The sequence below is a fragment of the Streptomyces sp. NPDC104831 genome (assembly GCF_055583025.1).
The window spans coordinates 62,893-86,208 of sequence record NZ_JBVJOT010000038.1 but is presented as its reverse complement, the minus strand read 5'-3'; the positions used below and the strand labels follow the sequence as shown (position 1 = coordinate 86,208).

The 23,316-nt window shown below is 73.1% G+C and carries 21 protein-coding genes, 1 tRNA gene and 1 pseudogene; 12 read left to right on the top strand and 11 right to left on the bottom strand.

All coding sequences use genetic code 11. The annotated features are described in order from the left end of the window. From ACZ63H_RS24930 to ACZ63H_RS24920, 3 genes and pseudogenes are all read left to right on the top strand, one after another. The gene (locus tag ACZ63H_RS24930) at window positions 1-756 is read left to right on the top strand and encodes an AIM24 family protein (RefSeq protein WP_469868507.1); all 756 of its coding nucleotides are present in this window, start codon (window positions 1-3) and stop codon (window positions 754-756) included. Between the two features lie 229 nt (window positions 757-985). Next, a pseudogene (locus ACZ63H_RS24925) lies at window positions 986-2,566 on the top strand (PTS fructose transporter subunit IIC); the annotation flags it as partial. Window positions 2,567-2,700: 134 nt separating this feature from the next. After that, the gene (locus ACZ63H_RS24920; RefSeq protein ID WP_467934364.1) at window positions 2,701-2,961 is read left to right on the top strand and encodes a hypothetical protein; all 261 of its coding nucleotides are present in this window, start codon (window positions 2,701-2,703) and stop codon (window positions 2,959-2,961) included. Window positions 2,962-3,013: 52 nt separating this feature from the next. Here ACZ63H_RS24920 and ACZ63H_RS24915 read toward each other — a convergent pair whose 3' ends face one another. From ACZ63H_RS24915 to ACZ63H_RS24900, 4 genes are all read right to left on the bottom strand, one after another. Continuing rightward, entirely contained in the window at window positions 3,014-3,760 is a 747-nt protein-coding gene (locus ACZ63H_RS24915) for a DUF6227 family protein (protein ID WP_469868505.1), read from the bottom strand. Window positions 3,761-3,917: 157 nt separating this feature from the next. Further along, window positions 3,918-5,135 carry a L,D-transpeptidase gene (locus tag ACZ63H_RS24910; RefSeq protein ID WP_469868503.1) on the bottom strand — a complete coding sequence of 406 codons (1,218 nt, stop codon included), beginning with the start codon at window positions 5,133-5,135 and terminating at the stop codon, window positions 3,918-3,920. 137 nt (window positions 5,136-5,272) lie between these two features. Beyond that, window positions 5,273-6,298, bottom strand: a complete 1,026-nt coding sequence (locus ACZ63H_RS24905; protein ID WP_469868501.1) for a P1 family peptidase — start codon at window positions 6,296-6,298, stop codon at window positions 5,273-5,275. Beyond that, complete coding sequence (locus ACZ63H_RS24900) at window positions 6,288-7,571, bottom strand: low temperature requirement protein A (protein WP_469868499.1); 1,284 nt, start codon at window positions 7,569-7,571, stop codon at window positions 6,288-6,290. Before ACZ63H_RS24900 ends, ACZ63H_RS24905 begins: the two co-directional genes overlap by 11 nt. Window positions 7,572-7,627: 56 nt before the next feature. Between ACZ63H_RS24900 and ACZ63H_RS24895 the strand changes: the two genes are divergently transcribed. Then, a complete protein-coding gene (locus tag ACZ63H_RS24895; RefSeq protein WP_467934358.1) occupies window positions 7,628-7,804 on the top strand; it encodes a hypothetical protein in 177 nt (58 codons plus the stop codon). Between the two features lie 40 nt (window positions 7,805-7,844). On the opposite strand, the gene mscL is transcribed toward ACZ63H_RS24895, so the two are convergent. From mscL to ACZ63H_RS24865, 6 genes are all read right to left on the bottom strand, one after another. After that, window positions 7,845-8,339 carry a large conductance mechanosensitive channel protein MscL gene (mscL, locus tag ACZ63H_RS24890; RefSeq protein WP_469868497.1) on the bottom strand — a complete coding sequence of 165 codons (495 nt, stop codon included), beginning with the start codon at window positions 8,337-8,339 and terminating at the stop codon, window positions 7,845-7,847. 120 nt (window positions 8,340-8,459) lie between these two features. Further along, window positions 8,460-9,095 (bottom strand): hypothetical protein, encoded by a 636-nt coding sequence (locus tag ACZ63H_RS24885; RefSeq protein WP_469868495.1) that lies wholly within the window; start codon window positions 9,093-9,095, stop codon window positions 8,460-8,462. 309 nt (window positions 9,096-9,404) lie between these two features. Then, window positions 9,405-10,238 (bottom strand): S-methyl-5'-thioadenosine phosphorylase, encoded by an 834-nt coding sequence (locus tag ACZ63H_RS24880; RefSeq protein ID WP_469868493.1) that lies wholly within the window; start codon window positions 10,236-10,238, stop codon window positions 9,405-9,407. Between the two features lie 151 nt (window positions 10,239-10,389). Beyond that, window positions 10,390-10,713 carry an FmdB family zinc ribbon protein gene (locus tag ACZ63H_RS24875; protein ID WP_469868491.1) on the bottom strand — a complete coding sequence of 108 codons (324 nt, stop codon included), beginning with the start codon at window positions 10,711-10,713 and terminating at the stop codon, window positions 10,390-10,392. A 67-nt stretch (window positions 10,714-10,780) separates the two neighbouring features. Continuing rightward, complete coding sequence (locus ACZ63H_RS24870) at window positions 10,781-12,073, bottom strand: MFS transporter (protein WP_469868489.1); 1,293 nt, start codon at window positions 12,071-12,073, stop codon at window positions 10,781-10,783. Window positions 12,074-12,350: 277 nt separating this feature from the next. Beyond that, complete coding sequence (locus tag ACZ63H_RS24865; RefSeq protein ID WP_469868523.1) at window positions 12,351-13,847, bottom strand: potassium/proton antiporter; 1,497 nt, start codon at window positions 13,845-13,847, stop codon at window positions 12,351-12,353. A 236-nt stretch (window positions 13,848-14,083) separates the two neighbouring features. Here ACZ63H_RS24865 and ACZ63H_RS24860 point away from each other — a divergent pair, with 236 nt between their 5' ends. Further along, entirely contained in the window at window positions 14,084-17,008 is a 2,925-nt protein-coding gene (locus ACZ63H_RS24860) for a penicillin acylase family protein (RefSeq protein ID WP_469868487.1), read from the top strand. A gap of 78 nt (window positions 17,009-17,086) precedes the next feature. On the opposite strand, the gene ACZ63H_RS24855 is transcribed toward ACZ63H_RS24860, so the two are convergent. Beyond that, the gene (locus tag ACZ63H_RS24855) at window positions 17,087-17,644 is read right to left on the bottom strand and encodes a 5-formyltetrahydrofolate cyclo-ligase (RefSeq protein ID WP_469868485.1); all 558 of its coding nucleotides are present in this window, start codon (window positions 17,642-17,644) and stop codon (window positions 17,087-17,089) included. A gap of 159 nt (window positions 17,645-17,803) precedes the next feature. Between ACZ63H_RS24855 and galU the strand changes: the two genes are divergently transcribed. From galU to ACZ63H_RS24820, 7 genes are all read left to right on the top strand, one after another. Continuing rightward, the gene (galU, locus tag ACZ63H_RS24850) at window positions 17,804-18,715 is read left to right on the top strand and encodes a UTP--glucose-1-phosphate uridylyltransferase GalU (RefSeq protein WP_469868483.1); all 912 of its coding nucleotides are present in this window, start codon (window positions 17,804-17,806) and stop codon (window positions 18,713-18,715) included. Further along, entirely contained in the window at window positions 18,712-20,034 is a 1,323-nt protein-coding gene (gene glp, locus ACZ63H_RS24845) for a molybdotransferase-like divisome protein Glp (protein ID WP_469868481.1), read from the top strand. The genes galU and glp overlap by 4 nt, the downstream gene beginning before the upstream one ends. A gap of 160 nt (window positions 20,035-20,194) precedes the next feature. Further along, complete coding sequence (gene moaC / locus ACZ63H_RS24840; RefSeq protein ID WP_181795966.1) at window positions 20,195-20,674, top strand: cyclic pyranopterin monophosphate synthase MoaC; 480 nt, start codon at window positions 20,195-20,197, stop codon at window positions 20,672-20,674. Continuing rightward, window positions 20,671-21,171: a MogA/MoaB family molybdenum cofactor biosynthesis protein gene (locus ACZ63H_RS24835; RefSeq protein ID WP_469868479.1), complete on the top strand. Its 501-nt coding sequence runs from the start codon at window positions 20,671-20,673 to the stop codon at window positions 21,169-21,171. Before moaC ends, ACZ63H_RS24835 begins: the two co-directional genes overlap by 4 nt. Then, window positions 21,168-21,806 (top strand): GNAT family N-acetyltransferase, encoded by a 639-nt coding sequence (locus tag ACZ63H_RS24830; protein WP_469868521.1) that lies wholly within the window; start codon window positions 21,168-21,170, stop codon window positions 21,804-21,806. Before ACZ63H_RS24835 ends, ACZ63H_RS24830 begins: the two co-directional genes overlap by 4 nt. Before the next feature lie 127 nt (window positions 21,807-21,933). Beyond that, window positions 21,934-23,151 carry a divisome protein SepX/GlpR gene (gene sepX, locus ACZ63H_RS24825; protein WP_469868477.1) on the top strand — a complete coding sequence of 406 codons (1,218 nt, stop codon included), beginning with the start codon at window positions 21,934-21,936 and terminating at the stop codon, window positions 23,149-23,151. Between the two features lie 82 nt (window positions 23,152-23,233). Further along, a tRNA-Ala gene (locus ACZ63H_RS24820) sits at window positions 23,234-23,307 on the top strand. Window positions 23,308-23,316 lie beyond the last annotated feature (9 nt).

Sequence of the window (23,316 nt, the reverse complement as noted above, 5' to 3'; positions counted from 1 at the left end):
ATGCAGAGCCCGCTTTTCGCGCACAACGACCTCCAGACCCCGGAGCGCTGGAGCCTGCAGAACGCGCAGCTGCTCCGGATCACCCTGGAGGGCCACGACGACCTCCTCGCCCGCAAGGGCACCATGGTCGCCTACCAGGGCATGGTCGAGTTCGACGCCGAGTACCAGGCCGGCCGGCAGTCACGCGCGCGTGCGCACACCGGCGAGGGCCTGGACCTGATGCGCTGCCACGGCCAGGGCACGGTCTACCTCGCCAACCTCGCCCAGCACGTGCACATCATGGACATCGAGCAGGACGGGCTGACCGTCGACGGCTCCTACGTCCTCGCCATGGACTCCTCGCTGCACCACGAGGTCGTCGCCGTCGACAGCCTCTACGGCATCTCCGGCTCCGGGAAGTACCAGCTGAACATCACCGGGCGCGGCAAGGTGGCCCTGATGACCTCGGGCGGCCCGCTGCTGATGCAGGTCACGCCGGACAAGTACGTCAACTGTGACGCCGACGCGATCGTCGCCTGGTCCACCGGGCTGCGGGTGCAGATGCAGGCCCAGACGCACTCCTCCGGCGTGTGGCGCCGGCGCGGCAGCACCGGCGAGGGCTGGGAGCTGAGCTTCATGGGCTCCGGTTTCGTGCTCGTGCAGCCCAGCGAGCTGCTGCCGCCGCAGAACGCCGTGATCGGGCAGGGCCTCGCCGCCCAGTTCGGCATGGGCCAGCAGGGGGCGCGCGGCCAGAACCAGGGCAACGTCTGGAGCTGAGCGGTGCCACGGGGTGGGGGGGGGGGGGGGGGGGGGGGGGGCGCCCCCCCCCCCCCCTCTCCTCCCCCCCCCCCCCCCCCCCCCCCCCCCCCCCCTCCCCCCCCCCCCCACCCCCCCCCCCCCCCTCCCCCCTCCCTCCCCCCCCCCCCCCCACCTCCCCCCCCCCCCCCCCCCCCCCCCCCCCCCCCCCCCCTCTCCCCCCCTCCCCCCCCCCCCCCCCCCCCCCCCCCCGGGCCGCGCGGCCCGTACGGGCGAGGCCGGCGGCGACGCGCCCGCCTCCGCCGCTACCGCCCCCGCCCCCGGTGAACGGCCCTTCCGGGTCGTCGCCGTCACCTCCTGTCCCACCGGGATCGCCCACACCTACATGGCCGCCGAGTCCCTGGAGAACGCGGGCCGCGAGGCGGGCGTCGAGGTGGTCGTCGAGACGCAGGGGTCGGCCGGTTTCGCCCGGCTGGACCCGGCGGTGATCGCGGCGGCCGACGGCGTGATCCTCGCGCACGACGTCCCCGTACGCGAAAAGGACCGCTTCGCGGGCAAACCGACCGTCGACGTGGGCGTGAAGGCGGGCATCAACCGCCCCGCCGAACTCCTCGCCGAGGTCCGGGAGAAGGCGGCGCGCGGCGAGGTGAGCACCCCGGCGCACGCTCCGGCGGGCACGCCGGTCGAGCGGGCGGGCGACGCCACCGAGGGCTACGGCACCAGGCTCCGCACGTGGCTGATGACCGGCATCAGCTACATGGTCCCGTTCGTCGCCGCCGGCGGTCTGCTCCTCGCCCTGGGCTTCGCGATCGGCGGCTGGCAGATCGACAAGGCGCCCTCGGTCACGGACCACTTCGCCTGGACGCAGGCCGACAGCTGGGGCGCGCTGCTCTTCCAGATCGGCGGCGTCGCCTTCAAGTTCCTCATCCCGGTCCTGGCCGGCTACATCGCCTACGGCATGGCCGACCGGCCCGGTCTCGTCCCCGGCTTCGTGGGCGGCGCCATAGCCCTGGACATCGACGCGGGCTTCCTCGGCGGCCTGGCGGCCGGCCTGATCGCCGGTGGCGTGGTGATGGCCATCCAGCGGGTGCGGATCCCGCCGGTGCTGCGCGGCATCATGCCCGTGGTGGTGATCCCGCTGCTCTCCTCCGCGCTCACCGGCTTCCTGATGCTCGTCGTCATCGGCAAACCGATCGCCTCGGCGCAGCAGGCCCTCACCGACTGGCTGAGCGGGCTCACCGGCACCAACGCCGTCCTGCTCGGCGCCCTGCTCGGCCTGATGATGTGCTTCGACCTGGGCGGCCCGGTCAACAAGGTCGCCTACGCCTTCGCCACCGCCGGCATCGCCGTCTCCGATCCCGGCGACTCGGCCATGGAGATCATGGCGGCGGTGATGGCGGCCGGCATGGTGCCGCCGCTGGCGATGGCCCTGGCCACCACCGTGCGCGGCGGGCTGTTCACCGCGGCCGAACGCGAGAACGGCAAGGCCGCCTGGGTGCTCGGCGCCTCCTTCATCTCCGAGGGCGCGATCCCGTTCGCGGCGGCCGACCCGCTGCGGGTCATCCCGTCCGCCATGGCGGGCGGCGCGCTCACCGGTGCCCTGTCGATGGCCTTCGGCGCCACCCTGCGCGCCCCGCACGGCGGCGTCTTCGTGGTCCCGCTGATCGGCAACCCGCTGCTGTACCTGGTGGCGGTCGCGGCCGGGGTGTGCGTCACCACGGCCCTGGTGATCCTCCTCAAGGGGATGCGCAAGCAGGCCCCCGGGCCCACCGGTCCGGCCGCGCACCCGGCCGGGACGCCGGAGGGGACCGGGCAGCCCGTGGCGGCCTGACCGCCCCGCCCCTCCCCGCGCCGTCCTTCAGGGCGTCTTGTCCCTTTGGGCCGCTGTGAGTTGTTCACGGCGCACCTGCGAGATACATCACGGTCCGGGGCCGAAGTCCCGGACCGTGGTGTGTACTGGGACGCATGCCTGAGCACGCCCCGACCCTCCAGCTGATCGGCGTGACCGTCCTCGCGCTGGCGGCCGTCGTGTGGGCCTGCGTCCTGCTGCGCCTGCTGCGCCGCGCGGGCCTGCGGGCCGGCACGGCGGGCGCCCGGCGCCGCACCGTGCCGCTCCCGGCCCTGCCGCGTCAGAGCCGGGTCGGGCCGCCGCGGGAGTCCGTGGAGCTGACCCCCGCCGAGCAGGACGCGTTCGCGGGCCTGGTACGGCACCTCGCCAACGGCTGACCCCGGCAGAGCCGGCCGGCCCGCCGCCTCCGGCGGAACGCGGCCGTCCGCGTCATCCCCGGCGGGCCGCGCGCCGCTCCATCGCCTCCCGGGCCGCCTCCTCCGACATGTACACCTCGCACATGTGCCGCCCGTCGGGCGTCGCCGTGTGCTCCACCTCCCAGAGGGAGAACTCGGTGCCGTCGGGCAGCAGGAAGGCGTGTTCGTACAGCGCGTAGCTCAGGCCCGTGCGTCCGGCGCGGCCCGGCCGGCCGAACGCCTGGGTGATCTCGTGCGCGGTCGCCGTCGCCAGCAGCGCCGCCGTCTCGGGGCCGGGGCGGTCGGGGTTCTCCGCGCGGCGCAGCAGCCGGCGCGCGTGGTCCGCCGAGTCGTCGGCGACGAACACGTGCCGGGGCTCGGGGACCGCCCGCAGCCGCGTCAGCGCGGGCAGCTCCGCCTCCCGCGTGTCCGGCGGCAGCCCGAGCCGGGCCGCCGCGGTCTGCAGTTCCTCCTCGTCCGGATACACCTCGTGCTCCGGCGCGCCGCCCGGCGTGGAGTTGTGCACCAGCTCCCACAGCGTGACCGCCGAGCCGTCCGCGAGCAGCCAGGTGTGCCGGTACGTCTCCCGGCGCAGCCCCGAGCTGTGGTAGGCGGAGTGCAGCGAACTGTCGTGCGCCAGCGCGCAGTCCAGGCGCCGTATCACCTCGTCCGGCAACTCGAAGGAGTTCAGGGCACGGCCGAGGAGTCGCGCGAGATGCTCCTCCGGAGACTCGGGCGACTCGGCTGGTTCGTACGCTGCGGTCTCGTACGGAACGCTCAAGGCTTCTCCCGGCGTTGCTGCATGTCACCTTGTGGGTGCATACCGTAGCCCCTCGGCCGGACATCATGTCCGGGAACCGAGAAAACGTACGCCGGGAAAACGCGCGGGCCGCGCGAAGAGTTCCCGCGCGGCCCGCGACCGAGTCAAAAACCGCCGGTCAGACGGCACTTCCCGCGGTCCAGGCGCTCCACGGCATGTTCCAGCCGTTGAGGCCGTTGTCGGGCGAGACCGTGGTGTCGGGGGAGTTCTTCACGATCACGACGTCCCCGATGAGCGAGTTGTCGTAGAACCACTTGGCCGACGTGTCGCCCTGCGCCCCCTGCACGTCCGCGAGGCCGACGCAGCCGTGGCTGGTGCCCTCCCGGCCGAACGGCGGGTTGCCCTTGTTGTACCAGTAGTTGCCGTGGATGAACGTCCCGGACGTCGTCAGCCGCATCGCGTGCGGCACGTCCGGTATGTCGTACTCGCCGCCGAAGCCGACCGTCGAGCCGTTCATGCGGGTCTGCGTGAACTTCTCCGAGATCACCATCTGCCCGTTGTACGTGGTGTGCTGCGGGCTGCCCGCCGATATCGGCACCGACTTGAGGGTCTGTCCGTCCCGCACGACCGTCATCGTCTGCGTGTGGACGTCGACCGTGGAGACCTGCGACCGCCCGACGGTGAACGAGACGGTCTTCTTCTGCACGCCGTAGACGCCCTGCGCGCCCTGGACGCCGTCCAGGTCGATGTTCATCGTGACCTTGGAGCCGGCCTTCCAGTACTCCTGCGGCCGGAAGTCCAGCCGCCGGTCCCCGAACCAGTGGCCGGCCACCTGCTGGCCGCTGCTGGTGTTGACCGTGATGTGCGACTGCACGGCCTTCTTGTCGGTGATCGACTTGTCGAAGGTGAACGACACCGGCATGCCCACCCCGACCGTCGCGCCGTTGTCCGGCGTGTAGGTGCCGATGAAGCTGTTCGACGAGGTGACGGTGGTGAAGATGGAGTTCGCCGCCGCCGTGCGGCCGTCGGTGTCCTTCGCGGTCGCGTTGATCTCGTACTTCGTCCCGCGCTCCAGCCGCTGCTCCGGCTTCCAGCTGTGGCCGTCCGCCGATATCGCCCCCGGCACGGCCTGCCCCGAGCCGGCCACGGTCATCTTCACCTCGGTCAGCCTGCCGTCGCTGACCTTCACGCCGGTGGCGTTGATGGACGCCCCGGTCGAACCGTCCTTGGCGGATATGGCGATCTTCGCCGTCGACGTCTTCGGGGAGTCGCTGCCGCCCTTGTCGCCGCTCTTGGCGTTGGCGTCGCCGCCACAGGCGGTCAGGGTGAGGGCGCCGACCATCAGGGCGGCACAGGCCCCCAGTGCGCGCCGCGCTGCAATGTCCGGCGTTGTCACGGGCTGCTCCAGGTTCGTGTGATGTGCGGGATCCGTTCCGGTCGTGAGGGAAGAGGGCGTGGGCGCCGGGGAAGGTTCCCGCCGGCACCCCGCCAACGCCATCACGTGACAGAACCGCGACAATCCGACCCCGCGCGCTACCCCTGCCCGTACAACTCCGCGTACGACGGCCACACTCCGCCCGGCCCCTCGACCGACGCGGCCGCCCGCACCGCCCGTACGATCGCCCGCGTCACCAGGTCGGCGCCGGCCGCCAGGATGTCGTTCAGCGCCAGCGGGTGCGCTTCCAGGGGCTGGGCGCCGGTCGCCAGCGCGAACACCGTGTCCCCGTCGTGCAGGAGGTGCACCGGCCGCACCGCCCGCGCGATCCCGTCGTGCGCCGTGCCCGCCAGCTTCTGCGCCTGCGCCTTGGTCAGCGCGGCGTCCGTCGCGACCACCGCCAGCGTCGTGTTGAGCGGCGGCGGCGCGTTGCCCGCGGCGGCCTCGGCCAGCCGGCGGACCGCGGCCTCGTGCACCCCCGCCTCCGGATAGGCCACCCGCCCCTGGAACAGCTCCCCGTACAGCACCCCCGTCTCCGGATCCAGCACCGCCCCCGCCGCGTTGGCGACCACCAGCGCGGCCACCGTGACCCCCGAGCCGAGCACGGTGCTCGCGGTGCCCACCCCGCCCTTGAGCCGTCCGCAGACGGCGCCGGTGCCGGCGCCCACGCAGCCCTCGGGCACCCGCGCGCCCGGCGTGCCCGCCGCCGCGGCCTCCACCGCCGCCCGGCCCGTCGCCGCGTCCGGACGGGCCCGGAAGTCCCCGCCGCGCCCCAGGTCGAAGACGCACGCGGCGGGCACCACCGGCACCACCTGCGCCGGGTCCGGCCCCACCCGCACCCCGCGGCCGCGCTCCTCCAGCCAGGCCATCACCCCGGACGCCGCGTCGAGCCCGTACGCGCTGCCTCCGGTCAGCACCACGGCGTCGACCTTCTGGACCACGTTGCGCGGGTCGAGCGCGTCGGTCTCCTTGGTGCCGGGGCCACCGCCGCGCACGTCCACGGCGGCGACGGCGCCGCCCTCGGGCGCGAGGACCACCGTGGTGCCGGTGAGCCAGCCGCCGCCGGCCCGGGTGGCGTGTCCCACCCGCAGCCCGGCGACATCCGTCAATGCGTCAGCTGTCATGGGGCCAGTCTGGCCGAGCGCCCCCGCCGCGGGGCTCAGCCGGCCGGGGAGGCGGCCCCCCCCGGTGGGCCCGGGCTTCCCGGCGCGCCGTCAGCACCACCCCGGTCGTCACCGCGGCCGCGGACACCAGCCCTGCCGCGAGCACCGCCCAGTCGCCGAGGAACGTGCAGCAGATCACCAGCAGGGCCGCGACCGGCAGCACCAGTTGCTGGGCGAGGCCCACCTTGAAGTGGCGCGCGTGCAGCGCCCACACCGTCAGCAGGTACAGCGCCGTCGGCAGGGTGACCGCGGCCGAGGCGGACAGCGCGGAGACGTGCGCCGTGCCGGCCGCCTGCTCCACGGCCACCTCCAGCCCCGCGCCGATGGCCGCCGCCGAGGCGAACACCGGATAGTGGCCGTAGCCCCAGACGAAGGCCCGCTTGCTGGAGCGCAGATGGCCGTGGATGGGGACCACGAAGTAGATCCACCACGCGGAGAAGACGATCAGCAGACCGCCCGCCGCGATGGGCAGCAGCTCGGACGGCGCGTGGTGCCCGGCCGCGGCCGACTTCACCGCGACCGTGGCCGCGGCGATCGTCTCGCCGAGCACGATGATCGTGAACAGGCCGTACCGTTCGGCGATGTGGTGCGGATGCCAGGAGGTCCGCCGCGCCCGCTCGGCGTACAGCGGCACGCACAGTTCCGCGACCGCCATCACCAGGAACACCCAGGGCCGCGCCGGTTCCGGCAGCAGCACCAGCCCAAGCCAGCCCACCTGGCACAGCAGCACTCCGCCCGCGTACCGCAGGGCCGTGGTCCGCTCCGCGCCGCCGGCCCAGCGCGCGGCTCTCAGCCACTGCCAGACCATCGCCAGCCGCATGATCACATAGCCGAGCCAGACCAGCAGGAAGTCGTGGTGCGCGAACGCCTGCGAGATCCCGGCCGCCAGGACCAGCACACCCGAGATCTGGACCAGGGTGACGATCCGGTAGAGCACGTCGTCGTTGTCGTAGGCCGAGGCGAACCAGGTGAAGTTCATCCAGGCCCACCAGATCGCGTAGAACGCCATCGCGTAGTACAGGATCCCGGTGCCCGGACGCCCCTCCGCGACGGCGTGCACCAGCTGCCCGCCCGCCTGCGCGACCGCCACGACGAAGCAGAGGTCGAAGAACAGCTCCAGCGGGGAGGTGACGCGGTGCGCCTCGTGGGGCCCGCGCGCCGTGAGCCGGCGCAGGGGCCCCGGGGGCCGGGGCGTGCCCGAGGGAGCGGGTGCGGATGCGGAACTGGGCGTCATGATTCCCAGCACAGCACCCCGCGGGGCCGCCCGCACGGGATGCGTACCCTGGAGGCATGAGCACCGCCCCCGAACCCGAGCCGCGCGCCCCGAAGCCCGCGCTGGTCTTCGACGACCCGCTGGACCAGCAGTCCTCGGACGACACCGACCGGGGGTGGGGCGAGCGCGCCGACGGCGACGGCGCCGCCGACCTCAAGCGCTTCCTCGACGAGAAGCCGCCCCACCACCTCTGAGCACCGCACCACCGCTCCGGAGCGGGTCGCGTGAGTGCCGCTAGCGCTCGTCGTGGCCCGCGCCGCGCTGGGCGACCAGGGCGTCGCGGATCTCCTTGAGCACCTCCAGCTCGCTCACCTCCACGATCTCCTTGGTGCCCTCGCGCGCCGCCTTCCGGTGCGCCTGCCGGGCCAGGTACTTCGCCATGGGCAGGACCATCAGGAAGTACACCACCGCCGCGGTGATCACGAAGGTGAGCGTGGCGCCCAGCACCGAACCCCACATGATCGGCACGCCGCTCTGCACCGTGCCGTCGGCGCCCACCTTGCACGGGGCCTTCAGACACGAGCTGTAGTGGTCGAGGTTCTGCGTGCCGATGGCTCCGACCAGCGGGTTGATGACTCCCTTCACCACCGAGTTGACGATGTTGGTGAAGGCCGCGCCGATGACCACCGCGACTGCCAGATCGACGACGTTGCCGCGCATCAGGAAGGCCTTGAAGCCCTGCCAGACGCTCGGTTCCTTCTTCGCGCTCACCTCGGGGACTCTCCTCATGTGCACAGGGTGTGGAACAAAACGCTCCGCAACCTACGGCAGGGGACGGCCCCGGTGTCCACCCCGGTAACTCGAACGAGGCACTTGACAGCAAGTCGGCGGCCGGTCGTACAACGTGGTTCAGCACAGCGTCACCGCCAGGCGCGCGGTGGCGCTCGCGCCGACCAGCCGGGCGGCCGCGGCCCGGGGCACCGACAGGACGACCAGCGCCCCGCTCTCGGCGGTGCCGGCCGGGGGCTCCGGCACCGCCGTCACCCTGACCCCACGCGCGAGCACCCGGGCGCCGTCCGCGGACGCGTCCTGCGCCGCGATGACGTCGACGCGGTCGCCGGGCCTGAGCAGCCGCACCGCGGCCGCGTCGGCGATCCGCACCGGGGCCGTCACCAGCTCGGGCGCCGGGTGCGGGCGCAGGGGGCCGGTGACCGGGTGTCCTCGGGGCCGCTGCGCGCCGGGCGGTTCCGGACCGGTGCGGGGGCCCGCGGCCACCAGCGCCGCCGCGGTCACCGCGAGGCCGACGGCCAGGACCCGCCCGCGGTGCCGTACCAGCCGGTGCAGCCGGTACCGCCCGCCGCGCACCCGCACCGGGTCGAACGGCGGGACCTCGCAGGTCGCCGGGACGTCCGTGCCCAGCGGGCGCGGCAGCCGGAAGGGGGGTGGGGAGGAGGAGCGGGCGGACGGGTGCGGATGCGGATGCGGGTACGGAGAACGGCGGGTCGGGGCCGGGGAGGGCGGGGGTACGGACGAGGGGAAGGGCATGGGGGCACCGCCTGCGACGAGGGATTCCGGCTTGCGCTGCCACGATGACGGCTGCCGCCGGATCCCGCCGGGCCCGGTGGACGACGAACGGATTGTGGATAACTCGCCCACCCGAACGAGAGATTCCGCCTCCGGCCGGGCCCGGCCCGGCCCCGCCACAGCCCTCGTCACACCAGGCCGGCCGCCGAGGCGGGCTCCGTCGCTCAGACCGGCCCGGCCGCGCCGGCCCCCGGCCGACCGCCGACGACGACCATCACGCCCACTCGTCCCGCCCGCCCGGCCGTACGCTCCCCGCCACCGCCCCGGCCGCTACGGCAGCGCGAACCCCGGGTCCATCCCGCCGAGGGCGTTCACGCACAGGCAGTCGCGGTCGCCGGGCTCGGGGAGGGCCGCCACCGCGTCGAACAGGACGCCGCGCAGCCGGTCGACATTGGCGGAGAAGACCCGCAGGACCTCCTCGTGGGAGACCCCCTCGCCGGTCTCGGCGCCCGCGTCGAGGTCGGTGACCAGGGTCAGCGAGGTGTAGCACAGCTCCAGTTCCCGGGCGAGCGCCGCCTCGGGGTGGCCGGTCATGCCCACCACCGACCAGCCCTGGGCCTGGTGCCACGACGACTCGGCGCGGGTCGAGAAGCGCGGGCCCTCGACCACGACCAGCGTGCCGCCGTCCACCGGCTCCCAGTCCCGGCCCCGGGCGGCCTTCAGCGCGACGGCCCGCCCGGTGGGGCAGTAGGGGTCGGCCATGGACACGTGGACGACGTTGGGCACGGTGCCGTCGGGCAGCGGCAGCCCGTCGAAGTAGGTCTGCGCCCTGGTCTTCGTACGGTCCACGAACTGGTCGGGGACCAGCAGGGTGCCCGGGCCGTACTCGGGGCGCAGTCCGCCCACCGCGCACGGGCCGAGGACCTGGCGGACGCCGACCGAGCGCAGCGCCCAGAGGTTGGCGCGGTAGTTGATGCGGTGCGGCGGCAGGTGGTGGCCGCGCCCGTGGCGGGGCAGGAAGGCGACCCGCCGGCCGGCGACCTCGCCGAGGAAGAGGGAGTCGCTGGGCGCTCCGTAGGGGGTGTCCACCCGGATCTCGGTCACGTCGTCCAGGAAGGAGTAGAACCCCGAGCCGCCGATTACGCCGATCTCTGCGTTCGCCATGACCAGCACACTAGCGGGCCGGGGAACCGCGGGGGAGCCGGTGCCGGGGCATCCGGCCGGTGCGCGGACCCCGGAACCGGCCCGGCTCCGGGACGCCGAAGACCCCGCCGTCGGGCGACGGCAGGGTCACGGTGGAGGGGCCTGAGCAGTCTCAGGCGGCGGAGCTGCTGGTGGAGCTCGACGAAGATGAGGACGACGACGTCGAAGAGGACGAAGACGACGTCGAAGAGGACGAGGACGTCTTCGCGTCGGACGACGAGCCGGCCGGCTTCGACGCCGGGCTGCTGCTCGACGTGGAGCCGCGGGAGTCGTTGCGGTAGAACCCGGAGCCCTTGAAGACGATGCCGACCGCGGAGAACACCTTCTTCAGGCGCCCCTTGCAGCTGGGGCACTCGGTCAGGGCGTCGTCGGTGAACTTCTGCACCGCCTCAAGGCCCTCGCCGCACTCGGTGCACTGGTACTGGTAGGTCGGCACTGTCTTCCTCCTGGCACTCTCACTCAATGAGTGCTAACGACGGTCCATAGTGACGTATTCCCGGGGATCAGTCCACCGTTACCGGCGCGCGGTGACCGACGCCACGTGCGACGGCGCGGTTCCGCGGGGGCGCGACCAGGCGCGAACGCAGGGCCAGGAGGGTGATCAGCGCGAGCACGGTGCCGCCCATCGGCACCAGGAATCCGGCGCCGTCCCACAGCCGGTCCTCCAGCTGGCCCGCGACCGTGACGGCGGCGGCCTGCCCGAGCGCGACCGCGCCGGTCAGCCAGGTGAAGGCCTCGGTGCGGGCGCCGGCCGGGACCAGGCCCTCGACGAGGGTGTAGCCGGTGATCAGGGACGGGGCGATGCACATGCCGACCAGCAGGCCGAGCGCGGCGAGCAGCGGCACGGAGTGCGCCGTCCACAGGGCGGACGCCGCCACGGCGAGCGCCGTGTAACCGATCAGCAGCCGCTTCTGCGGCGCGGCCTTCCAGGCGATCGCGCCGCAGACGATGCCGGAGAGCATGTTCCCGGCGGCGAAGACGCCGTACAGGACGCCGTTCATGCCGGGCTCGCCGATCGACTCCGTGTAGGCCGCGAGCGAGACCTGCATGCCGCCGAAGACCGACCCGATGCCCAGGAAGGTGGCGATGAGCACGCGCACGCCCGGGACGCGCAGGGCGGAGGCGTGCTCCACGCGCGCGTGGCCCTTGGCGGCGACCGACGGCTGGGTGCTCTTCCGGGCGGCGAAGAGGAGGCCGCCCACGAGGGTCAGGGCGCCCTCCGTGATCAGGCCGGCGGACGGTGTCACGGCGGTGCACAGCGCGGTCGCCAGCAGGGGGCCGAAGACGAACGTCAGCTCGTCCGTGACCGACTCGAAGGCCGCCGCGGTGGTCATCAGGGGCGAGCCCTGGAGCTTCACCCCCCAGCGCGCCCGCACCATGGGACCGACCTGCGGCACCGAGGCGCCGGTCGGCACGGCCGCGAGGAACAGCGCCCACAGCGGGGCGTGCGCCAGGGCGAGGGCGGTCAGGGACAGGCCGGAGACGGTGTGCACCAGCACGCCGGGGACCAGCACCGCCCGCTGGCCGTAGCGGTCGGCCAGGCGGCCGCTGTAGGGCGCGAACAGCGCCATGGAGACGCCGGTGGCCGCGGCGGCGGCGCCGGCGGCGCCGTAGGAGCCGGTGGTGTGCTGGACGAGCAGCACGATGGAGATCGTGAGCATCGCGAACGGCTGGCGTGCCGCGAAGCCGGGGAGCAGGAACGTCCAGGCGCCACGGGTGCGCAGCAGCTGTCCGTATCCGGGGCGGGAGGACGCCGGCGAGGTCTTCTCCGGTTCGGTGGTGACCGTGGATCCCACGGCCCGTGCCTTTCTGCCGCCTGGTAGCGCGCGGGCCCCGTGCGGGCCGGGCGCCGAGAGCTGTCCTCTTGCGCGGACTGCGGTAGATGCCGGTGCCCACCGCGGGTGGGCGCGACCCGGCCGCCATACGGTCGCGCCAGCTCTGCGTCAGGCAGAGTTGGTTCGATCAGGGTGCGCCCCAATCGTACAGGGATCACTGCTTGCGCGACTGTGAAAACGACCACCATCCGGGCGGCCACCTGGGATTTCACGGTGGGAGGGCGCGGGAGGCGCGCCTTCAGCGCGAGCCGTTCGTCCCCAGCCAGCCCGCCAGCTTGCCGCCGTGGGCGACCGCGCGCAGCCGCCGTTCCGCCGCGTCACGGACCGGGTCGGTCGCGACGACCAGCAGCTCGTCGCCGCGCCGCAGCACCGTCGTGGGCAGCGGCACAAACGATTCTCCTTCGCGGACGACCAGCGTGACGGCCGCACCGGGCGGCAACCGCAGCTCGCTGACCTCCACGCCGTGCATCCGCGAGCCCTCGGGGACGGTGACGGACAGCAGGTGCCCGCGCAGCCGCTCCAGGGGCGCCGACTCGATGCCGAGGTCCGAGGCCTCGCCCTGCTCGCCCAGCCGCAGCAGCCGCGCCAGCCAGGGCAGGGTCGGCCCCTGGAGGAGGGTGTAGACGACGACCAGGACGAAGACGATGTTGAAGATGCGGCGGCTGGTGTCCACGCCGTTCACCATGGGAATGGTGGCCAGGATGATCGGCACCGCGCCGCGCAGCCCGGCCCACGACATCAGGGCCTGCTCCCGCCACGGCACCCGGAACGGCGCCAGGCTGCCCACCACGCTCAGCGGGCGGGCGACCATGGTCAGGACCAGCCCGATGATCACGGCCGGCCAGATGTCGTCGCCCAGCTCGTGCGGGGTGACCAGCAGGCCGAGGACGACGAACATGCCGATCTGGGCGATCCAGCCGAGCCCCTCGGCGAAGCCGCGGGTGGCGGGCCAGTGCGGCAGGCGCGCGTTGCCGAGCATCATCGAGGCCAGGTAGACGGCGAGGAAGCCGCTGCCGTGGGCCAGGGCGCCGGCGGCGTAGGCGGTGACGGCGATCGCGAGCACGGCGATCGGGTAGAGGCCGGACGCCGGCAGCGCCACGTGCCTGAGCCCCCAGGAGCCGAACCAGCCGACGGCGATCCCCAGGGCGGCGCCGATGGCCAGTTCCAGGACGATCTCGCCGAGCAGCACGTACCAGTGCTCGACCGGGCCGGCCGTGGAGAACGCGACGACCAGGATGACCACCGGGGCGTCGTTGAAGCCGGACTCCGCCTCCAGCGTGCCCGTCACGCGCGCGGGCAGGGGGATCCTGCGCAGCACCGAGAAGACCGCCGCCGCGTCCGTCGAGGACACCACCGCGCCGATGATGAGCGCCTGCCGCCACTCGAGCCCCACCAGGTAGTGCGCGCCCGCCGCGGTGACGCCCACGCTGATCGCGACCCCCGCCGTCGCCAGCACGGAGGCGGACGACAGGACCGGGCGGACCTCCTTCCACTTCGTGCCGAGGCCGCCCTCGGCCAGGATCACGACGAGGGCCGCGTAGCCCATGACCTGGGTCACTTCCGCGCTGTCGAAGTGGATGTGGCCGATGCCGTCCTGGCCCATGAGGACGCCGATGCCGAGGTAGACGAGCAGGCTGGGGAGCCCGCTGCGGGAGGAGATCCGGACGGCCGCGACGGCGACGAGCAGGACGACGGAGCAGATGAGCAGGAGCTGGTTGAGGTGGTGAACAGTCAGCGGGCGTTCCTCCTCCTGGGCGGTCCGGGGGCCGGTCCGGAGACCCCCGGTTACTTCGTTACCTTACCTAACTCTTGACGCTTTCTTGACGATCGGCAGGGCAAGATCGAACGCTCGTGCGCGCTGGTTCCCGACTCCGCGTCAAGCGGGACGGGGCCCTGCGCCTATGGTTGCTCCAGCGCTCATTCAAAGTCACAGCCCGACCTGCCGCTCGCGTTAGGACAGCAAGGACAGCGATGCCCCCCAACACCACCGCCACAACGGGTGACACCGCCACCACGGGTGCCACGTCCGTCAAGTCCGGCAGGAAGAAGGGGCGCAAAGCCCGACTGATCGTGCTGGTGCTGGTCCTGGCCGTCATCGGAGGCATCGCCTACGGCGCCTACTGGACGATCAGCACCGTCCGCGCCTCCTTCCCGCAGACCTCCGGCACGCTCCGGCTCGACGGCCTGTCCGGGCCGGTCGACGTGAAGCGGGACGGTTACGGCATCCCGCAGATCTACGCCTCCTCCGACGAGGACCTGTTCATGGCCCAGGGCTACGTCCAGGCGCAGGACCGGTTCTACGAGATGGACGTGCGCCGGCACATGACCTCCGGGCGCCTGTCGGAGATGTTCGGCAAGAGCCAGGTGAAGAACGACGAGTTCCTGCGCACCCTCGGCTGGGACCGGATCGCGGAGAAGGAGTACGACACCAAGCTGTCGGCGGCCACGAAGAAGTACCTCCAGGCCTACTCCAAGGGCGTCAACGCCTACCTCCAGGGCAAGAGCGGCAAGGACGTCTCCCTGGAGTACGCGGCCCTCGGCTTCACCAACGACTACGCGCCGCAGAAGTGGACCCCGGTCGACTCCGTCTCGTGGCTGAAGGCGATGGCCTGGGACCTGCGCGGCAACATGCGCGACGAGATCGACCGCGCCCTGATGACCAGCCGCCTCGGCCCGCAGCAGATCCAGGACCTGTACCCGGCCTACCCGGCCGGCCGCAACAAGCCGATCGTGCAGGAGGGCCAGTACGACGAGCTGACCCAGGCCTTCCGCCAGAGCGGCGCCACGGGCGGCACGGGCACGACGGGCGGCACGGGCACGACCGGTACGACGGGAACCACCGGTACGACCGGCACCACCGGTACCACCGGCACGACGGGAACCACCGGCACCACCGGCACGACGGGTACGACCGGGACCGCGGGCGGCCTCACCGGCTCCTCCCAGGGCACGGCGGGCACGGCCGGCTCCTCCACCGCCACCGGCGGCGGATCCACGCTCAGCGGCCAGCTGGGGGGCCTCACCGAGGTCCTGGACGGCCTGCCCACGGCCGTCGGCGTGAACGGCCAGGGCATCGGCTCCAACTCCTGGGTGGTGGCCGGGAAGTACACCATCACCGGCAAGCCGCTGCTCGCCAACGACCCGCACCTGTCGGCGTCCCTGCCCTCCGTCTGGTACCAGATGGGCCTGCACTGCCGGACCGTCTCCGACAAGTGCCGGTACGACGTCTCGGGTTACACCTTCGCCGGCATGCCCGGTGTGGTCATCGGCCACAACGCGAAGATCGCCTGGGGCCTGACCAACTCCGGTGTCGACGTCACCGACCTCTACCTGGAGAAGGTCAGCGCGAACGGCTACCTCTACGACGGCAAGGTCAAGCCGTTCAAGACCCGCGAGGAGACGATCAAGGTCGCCGGCGGCAAGGCCAAGACGATCGTGGTCCGCCAGACCCAGGACGGGATGCCGCTGCTGTCCGACCGTGACGACGAACTCGTCCAGGTCGGCAAGAAGGCCACCGTGAACGCCGCCGCCCCCGACCGCGGCGACGGCTACGGCATCGCCCTGCGCTGGACCGCGCTCGATGCGGGCACCACCATGGACGCCGTGTTCGCGCTCGACAAGGCCGATGACTGGAGCGACTTCCGCGAGGCGGCGGCCCTGTTCGACGTGCCCTCGCAGAACCTGGTCTACGCCAGCACGGACAACCACATCGGTTACACGCTGCCCGGCAGGATCCCCACCCGCTCCGACAAGGACACCGGCGCCCTGCCGGTGCCGGGCTGGGACCCGGAGTACCGCTGGACGGGCTTCATCGAGCAGGACGAACTGCCCTACGAGTACGACCCCGACCGCGGCTACATCGTCACCGCCAACCAGGCCGTGGTCGACCCGGACGAGTACCCGTACACGCTGACCGCCGACTGGGGCTACGGCACCCGCAGCCAGCGCATCACCGACCTGATCGAGTCCAAGATCAAGGGCGGCGGCAAGATCTCCACCGACGACATGCGGCAGATGCAGCTGGACAACAGCAGCGAGATCGCCAAGCTCCTGGTGCCCAGGCTGCTGAAGATCAACCTGGCCGACGCGGACGTCCGCCAGGCGCAGAAGCTGCTGGAGGGCTGGGACTACACCCAGGACGCCGACTCCGCGGCGGCGGCCTACTTCAACGCCGTCTGGCGCAACATCCTCAAGCTGTCCTTCGGCAACAAGATGCCCAAGGAGCTGCGCGCCAAGGGGCAGTGCCTGTGGGTCGACAAGATCGACAGCACCGGCCCGGTGGACGACGACACCAAGGTGCGCGAGTGCGGTGAGCGCGACGCCGACCAGGCGCAGCCGGACGGCGGCGACCGCTGGTTCGAGGTCGTGCGCAACCTGCTGGACAAGCCGGACAGCGACTGGTGGAAGGCGCCCAAGTCGGGCACCCGCCCCGCCGCGGCCAACCGCGACCAGCTCTTCGCCCGGGCCATGATCGACGCCCGCTGGGAGCTGACCGCCAAGCTCGGCAAGGACATCGACACCTGGAGCTGGGGCCGCCTGCACCGGCTGTTCCTGAAGAACCAGACGCTCGGCACCGAGGGCCCCAAGGCCGTGCAGTACCTGCTGAACCGCGGCCCCTGGAAGCTCAGCGGCGGCGAGGCCGCGGTGAACGCGACCGGCTGGAACGCGGCCGGCGGCTACGACGTGATCTGGGTGCCGTCCATGCGGATGGTCGTCAACCTCGCCGACCTGGACAAGTCGAAGTGGATCAACCTGGCCGGCGCCTCGGGGCACGCGTTCAGCGCGCACTACACCGACCAGACCGGCAAGTGGGCCGACGGCGAGCTGCTGCCCTGGTCGTTCACCGACAAGGCGGTCGGGAAGAACACGAGCGACACCCTCGTCCTCAAGCCGTGATCCGCACGGCGCCCCGCTGAGAACGGCCCTCCACGCGCGCGTGGAGGGCCGTTCTCCGTCGGGGGGGAGGCTTCCGGGTCAGGGGGCCGGGAAGCGGCGCACGCCCGACGGCGTCACCACCGCGTGCACCGGCCGGTCGTGGGCCTCGGCCGGGACGCGCGCGACGACCTCCGTGTCGTAGAGCAGCACCACGAGCCGGGGCTGCGCGCCCGCGCGCTCCAGGCGGGCCAGCACCCGGTCGTAGGAGCCGCCTCCGCGCCCCAGGCGCATCCCCTGCGCGTCCACCGCGAGACCGGGCAGCAGGACGACGTCGGCGGCCGTCACCGCGTCCGGGCCCAGACGCGCCCCGGAGGGTTCGAAAAGCGCCATCTTCCCGCCGTGCCGGACGCGTTGGAGGGAGTCGGGGCCGGTGTACTCGCCCCAGTCCAGGTCGTTGTCGGGCAGCAGCGCGGGGAGCAGCACCCGCACCCCCCGTGCGCGCAGCGCCTCCAGCAGCGGGAGCGTGGCCGGTTCGGCGCCCACCGAGACGTACGCCGCCACCGTCCGCCCCGCGGCCAGCTCGGGCAGTTCCAGGGCGCGCTCGGCGAGCGCGCGGCCCGCCTCGCCGATGTCGTCCGCCGGCAACCTGTTCCTCACCCCGAGGAATTCCCGTCGCAATGTGCGCTTGCCAGAATCGCCCGCGGATCCGTGCTGTTCCACTGGTCGTTCACCGCACCCTTCATCATGCAGGTCATATGTGGGGTAAGTCGGCGGAGCCACAGATTCCGCACAAAGGCACCGGATATTGTGGCGAGCATGACTCAGTCCCAGTCCAGGATCAGCAAGGCTGTCATTCCCGCGGCCGGCCTCGGTACCCGGTTCCTGCCGGCCACGAAGGCCACTCCGAAGGAGATGCTGCCCGTCGTCGACAAGCCGGCGATCCAGTATGTGGTCGAAGAGGCCGTGTCGGCGGGGCTCGACGACGTCCTCATGGTCACCGGGCGCAACAAGCGTCCTCTGGAGGACCACTTCGACCGCAACTACGAGCTGGAATCCGCGCTGGAGAAGAAGGGCGACGCCGAACGGCTCGCCAAGGTGCAGGAGTCCAGCGACCTGGCCACCATGCACTACGTCCGCCAGGGCGACCCCAGGGGCCTCGGGCACGCCGTGCTGTGCGCCGCCCCGCACGTCGGCAACGAACCCTTCGCCGTCCTCCTCGGCGACGACCTGATCGACCCCCGGGACCCGCTGCTGCGCCGCATGATCGAGGTGCAGGAGCGGCACGGCGGCTCCGTGGTCGCCCTCATGGAGGTCGCCCCCGAGCAGATCCACCTCTACGGCTGCGCCGCGGTGGAGGCCACCGCCGACGGTGACGTGGTGAAGGTGACGGGACTGGTGGAGAAGCCGGACCCGGCGGACGCCCCGTCCCGCTACGCGATCATCGGCCGCTATGTCCTCGACCCGAACATCTTCGGCATCCTGCGCGAGACCGAGCCGGGCCGCGGTGGCGAGATCCAGCTCACCGACGCCCTCCAGCAGCTCGCCCAGGACGAGAAGGTCGGCGGCCCGGTGCACGGCGTCGTCTTCAAGGGCCGCCGCTACGACACCGGCGACCGCGGCGACTATCTGCGTGCCATTGTCAGACTGGCATGCGAACGTGAGGACCTGGGCCCGGACTTCCGGACCTGGCTCCGCAGTTACGTAGCCGAGGAGATGCAGCAGTCTTGAGCAGCGCCGCGACCCGCCCCGCCGGCCCGGACGACCTCTGGTCGGTGGACGAGCACCTGGAGGACATCCTCTCCACCGTCCGCCCCCTGGAACCCATCGAGCTGCAACTGCTCGACGCCCAGGGCTGCGTCCTGGTCGACAACGTCACCGTGCCGGTGTCCCTGCCGCCGTTCGACAACAGTTCCATGGACGGGTACGCGGTGCGGGTCGCGGACGTCGCCGGCGCGAGCGAGGAGTTCCCGGCCGCCCTGGAGGTGGTCGGGGACGTCGCGGCCGGCGCCGCCGATCCGGTCCGGGTCGGCTCCGGGCAGGCCGCGCGCATCATGACCGGCGCGCCGCTGCCGCCCGGCGCCGAGGCCGTGGTCCCCGTCGAGTGGACCGACGGCGGGCTCGGCGAGGGCCCGGCGAGCGGCATGCGGGCGCGCAGCCTGGCCCCCGAGGGAGCCGAGGGCCAGGTGCACGTCCACCGGCCCGTCGAGGCACGCGCGCACGTGCGGGCCGAGGGCAGCGACGTGCGGGCCGGCGAACTCGCCCTGGAGGCCGGGACGATCCTCGGCCCGCCGCAGCTCGCGCTGCTCGCCGCGATCGGCCGCGGCACGGTCCGGGTGCGCCCGCGCCCGCGCGTGGTCGTGCTGTCCACCGGCAGCGAACTCGTCCAGCCCGGCGAGGGGCTGGCCCCCGGGCAGATCTACGACTCCAACAGCTTCGCCCTCACCGCCGCCGCGCGGGACGCGGGCGCCATCGCCTACCGGGTGGGCGCCGTCGCCGACGACGCCGAGACCCTGCGCACCACCATCGAGGACCAGCTGATCCGCGCCGACCTGATGGTGACCACGGGCGGGGTCAGCGTGGGGGCCTACGACGTCGTCAAGGAGGCGCTGTCGTACGCCGGTGACGAGGACGAGGCGGGCAGCGGGGTGGAGTTCCGCAAGCTCGCCATGCAGCCCGGCAAGCCGCAGGGCTTCGGCGCCATCGGCCCCGACCACACCCCGCTGCTGGCGCTGCCCGGCAACCCGGTGTCGTCGTACGTCTCCTTCGAACTGTTCGTCCGCCCCGCCATCCGCGCCCTGATGGGCCTGACCGAGCTGCACCGGCCCCGCGTCCGGGCCGCGCTGAAGGCGGACGCGGCGCTGCGCTCGCCCAAGGGGCGCCGCCAGTTCCTGCGCGGCCGGTACGCCGACGGCGAGGTGACCCCCGTGGGCGGGGCCGGTTCCCACCTGGTCGCGGCGCTCGCCCGGGCCGACGCGCTGATCGTCGTCCCCGAGGACGTGGAGTCCGTGGAACCCGGCGGCGAGGTGGAGGTCGTGCTGCTCGGCTGAGGCACGCCCGCGCCCGTCCCGCCCACGCGGCGACGCACGCGCGCCTGCCGTGTCCACAGGACGATCCTGGTCCGCTGCCCGGCCCGGCTTGGCGGTACCGTTGCGCGCACAGCAGGCCCGCGCTCCGCACCGCGCGGGCCCGGACCGGGAGCGCCACAGCATGAGTACGCAGGAACGGCTGACGCACATCGACGAGGCGGGTGCGGCCCGCATGGTCGACGTATCCGGGAAGGACGTGACCGCGCGCACCGCCCGTGCCAGCGGCCGGGTCCTGGTCTCGCCCCGTGTGGTCGGGCTGCTGCGCGGTGAGGGGATGCCCAAGGGCGACGCCCTGGCCACCGCGCGCATCGCCGGGATCATGGGTGCCAAGCGGACCCCGGACCTGATCCCCCTGTGCCATCCGCTGTCGGTGTCCGGTGTGACACTGGACCTGTCGGTCGCGGACGACGCCGTGGAGATCCGGGCCACCGTGAAGACCACGGACCGCACGGGCGTCGAGATGGAGGCCCTCACCGCGGTGACGGTCGCCGCGCTCACCGTGGTCGACATGGTCAAGGCGGTCGACAAGGGAGCGGTCATCACGGACGTACGCGTGGAGGAGAAGACGGGCGGCAAGTCGGGTGACTGGAGCCGGGCATGAGCTACCGCGCCCTGGTGATCACCGCCTCCAACCGGGCCGCCGCGGGCGTCTACGCGGACAAGGGCGGCCCGCTGGTCGCCGACGGCCTCCGCGGCCTCGGATTCGACGTGGACGGCCCCCGGGTGGTCCCCGACGGCGCCCCCGTGGAGGAGGCCCTGCGCGCGGCCGTGGACGCCGGGTACGACGTCGTCGTCACCACCGGCGGCACCGGCATCTCGCCCACCGACCGCACCCCGGAGGCCACCCGCGCGGTGCTCGACCGCGAGGTGCCGGGCATCGCCGAGGCCATCCGCGCCCACGGACGGGAGAAGGTGCCGACCGCCGCGCTGTCGCGGGGCCTGGCGGGCGTGGCCGGCCGCACGCTGATCGTCAACCTGCCCGGGTCGGCCGGCGGGGTGCGCGACGGCCTCGCGGTGCTGGAGCCGCTGCTGACCCATGCCGTCGACCAGATCCGCGGCGGCGACCACCCGAGACCCGGCAGTGGGGGTGCGAGCTGAACAGCCCTTCCTGGCCCGTCGAGCTGGCGGACGGCGCGGTCGTCCTCCGGCCGATAAAGCTGCGCGACCAGCGGGCCTGGCGCGAGGTGAACCGGCGCAACCGCGACTGGCTGCGGCCCTGGGAGGCGACGATCCCGCCGCCCGCGCCGAGCGGCCCGGTCGCGCACCGGCCGACCTACCGCCAGATGGTCCGGCACCTGCGCTCCGAGGCCGGCGCGGGCCGGATGCTGCCGTTCGTCATCGAGTACGAGGGGCGGCTGGCCGGGCAGTTGACGGTCGCCGGGATCACCTGGGGCTCGATGTGCTCGGGGCACATCGGGTACTGGGTGGACGAGGCGGTGGCCGGACGCGGGGTGGTGCCGACGGCGGTCGCGCTCGCGGTCGACCACTGTTTCCGCACCGTCGGCCTGCACCGCATCGAGGTCTGCATCCGCCCCGAGAACCGGCCGAGCCGGCGCGTGGTGGAGAAACTCGGATTCCGCGAGGAGGGTCTGCGGCCGCGCTATCTGCACATCGACGGGGCCTGGCGCGACCATCTCGTCTTCGCGCTCACCGCGGAAGAGGTCCCCGACGGTTTGCTCACGCGGTGGCACCGGGCACGCTCCCAGCGGGCCCAGCACACCGAGAGCCAATAAAGGGAAAAAACGTTCGATTAATCGGGTCGCATCGGTCGTAAAAAAAGCTGGAAATATCAGCCAGATCGTGCGACACACCGGCCCAATTGGCGGATGGCCTCACGCAAACCCCTCTACCGTGTGAGGCGTGAGCAGCAGCGGCCTCATCTACGCAGTCATTGTCGGGGCCTGGGCCGCCTACTTGGTGCCGATGTGGCTCCGTAGGCAGGACGAGCTGAACGAGGCCCGTCCGACGGAACGCTTCAGCACCGCCATCCGGCTGCTTTCCGGACGGGCGGGCATGGAGCGCCGGTACGCCAGGGACCTGCGGGCGCGCTCCGCCCAGGAGGGGGAGCCGGACGCCGTCGACCCGGACGCCGTCACCGATTCGGTGGACGTCCGGGCCTTCGCCGTTCCCCCGACCCGCCGTCAGCCCGGGCTGGACGCCGAGCCGGAGGCGCCCGCGGGCGCCGAGCCGGCCCGCGACCAGGCCCCCGCGCCGGCCCCCGACCCCGTCCCCGTGCCCGCACCGCAGCGGGAACCGGTGGCACGGCCGGTGCCCTCGGCGCAGGCGGCCGCCGCGCGCGCCCAGCGCTCCAAGGTGCTCGCGCGCCGCCGGCGCACCACGGTGATGCTCTTCTTCGGCTTCACCCTCGGCGCGATCGTCGCCGCCGTCGGCGGGCTCGCCTTCCTGTGGGCGCCCGGCGTCCCGGCCGTCCTGCTCAGCGCCTACATCGCCTATCTGCGGGCCCAGGAGCGCCGCCGCTTCGCCTACCAGATGGACCGCCGCCGCGCCGAGGCCGCCGCCCAGCGCCTGCGCGAACGCCAGCCCCGCCGGCGCCCGCAGGAGGAGGCGCCCGGCGCCGAGGAGCCGGACGCGGGCCGGGAGCCGGAGACGGACGACACGGAGCTGTCCGCGCTCGCCGCCGACCGGCGCGCCCTGGTGGAGCAGACCGACCATGCCGAGTGGGTCGACCAGCAGCGCGAGCGGCAGCGGCGGCCCGGGCACGGCGAGAGCTGGGACCCGGTGCCGGTGCCCCTGCCGACGTACGTCACCGCGCCCGTCGCCCCCCGCGCCACCTCCGACGTGGACCTCGGGGCACCCGGCACCTGGAGTTCGGCGCGGTCCAGCGCGGTCCTGCCGGAGCAGGAGGCGGGTCGTCCGCCGGAGGACGGGACGGGCGAGCGCCCGGAGCCGGCCGCGGCGGACCGGCCGGCGGACACCCGCGGCGAGGGCCGCCCGCAGCAGCGGACCCGCTCGCGCGGCGGCAGCCCCGCCGCGGCACGCCGGGCACGGGAGCGCGGCCGCACCCCCCTGTTCGACCAGTACGAGGACGGCGACCGCCCCCGCGCCGCCAACGAGTGACCCCGGTCACCCGCGCTCTGACCAGTCAGGGAACGGATTTCCAAGCACCCGGATCGGGATGCTAGAGTTTCACTCGTTGCAAGGGCCTGTGGCGCAGTCCGGTAGCGCACCTCGTTCGCATCGAGGGGGCCAGGGGTTCAAATCCCCTCAGGTCCACTGCACGAT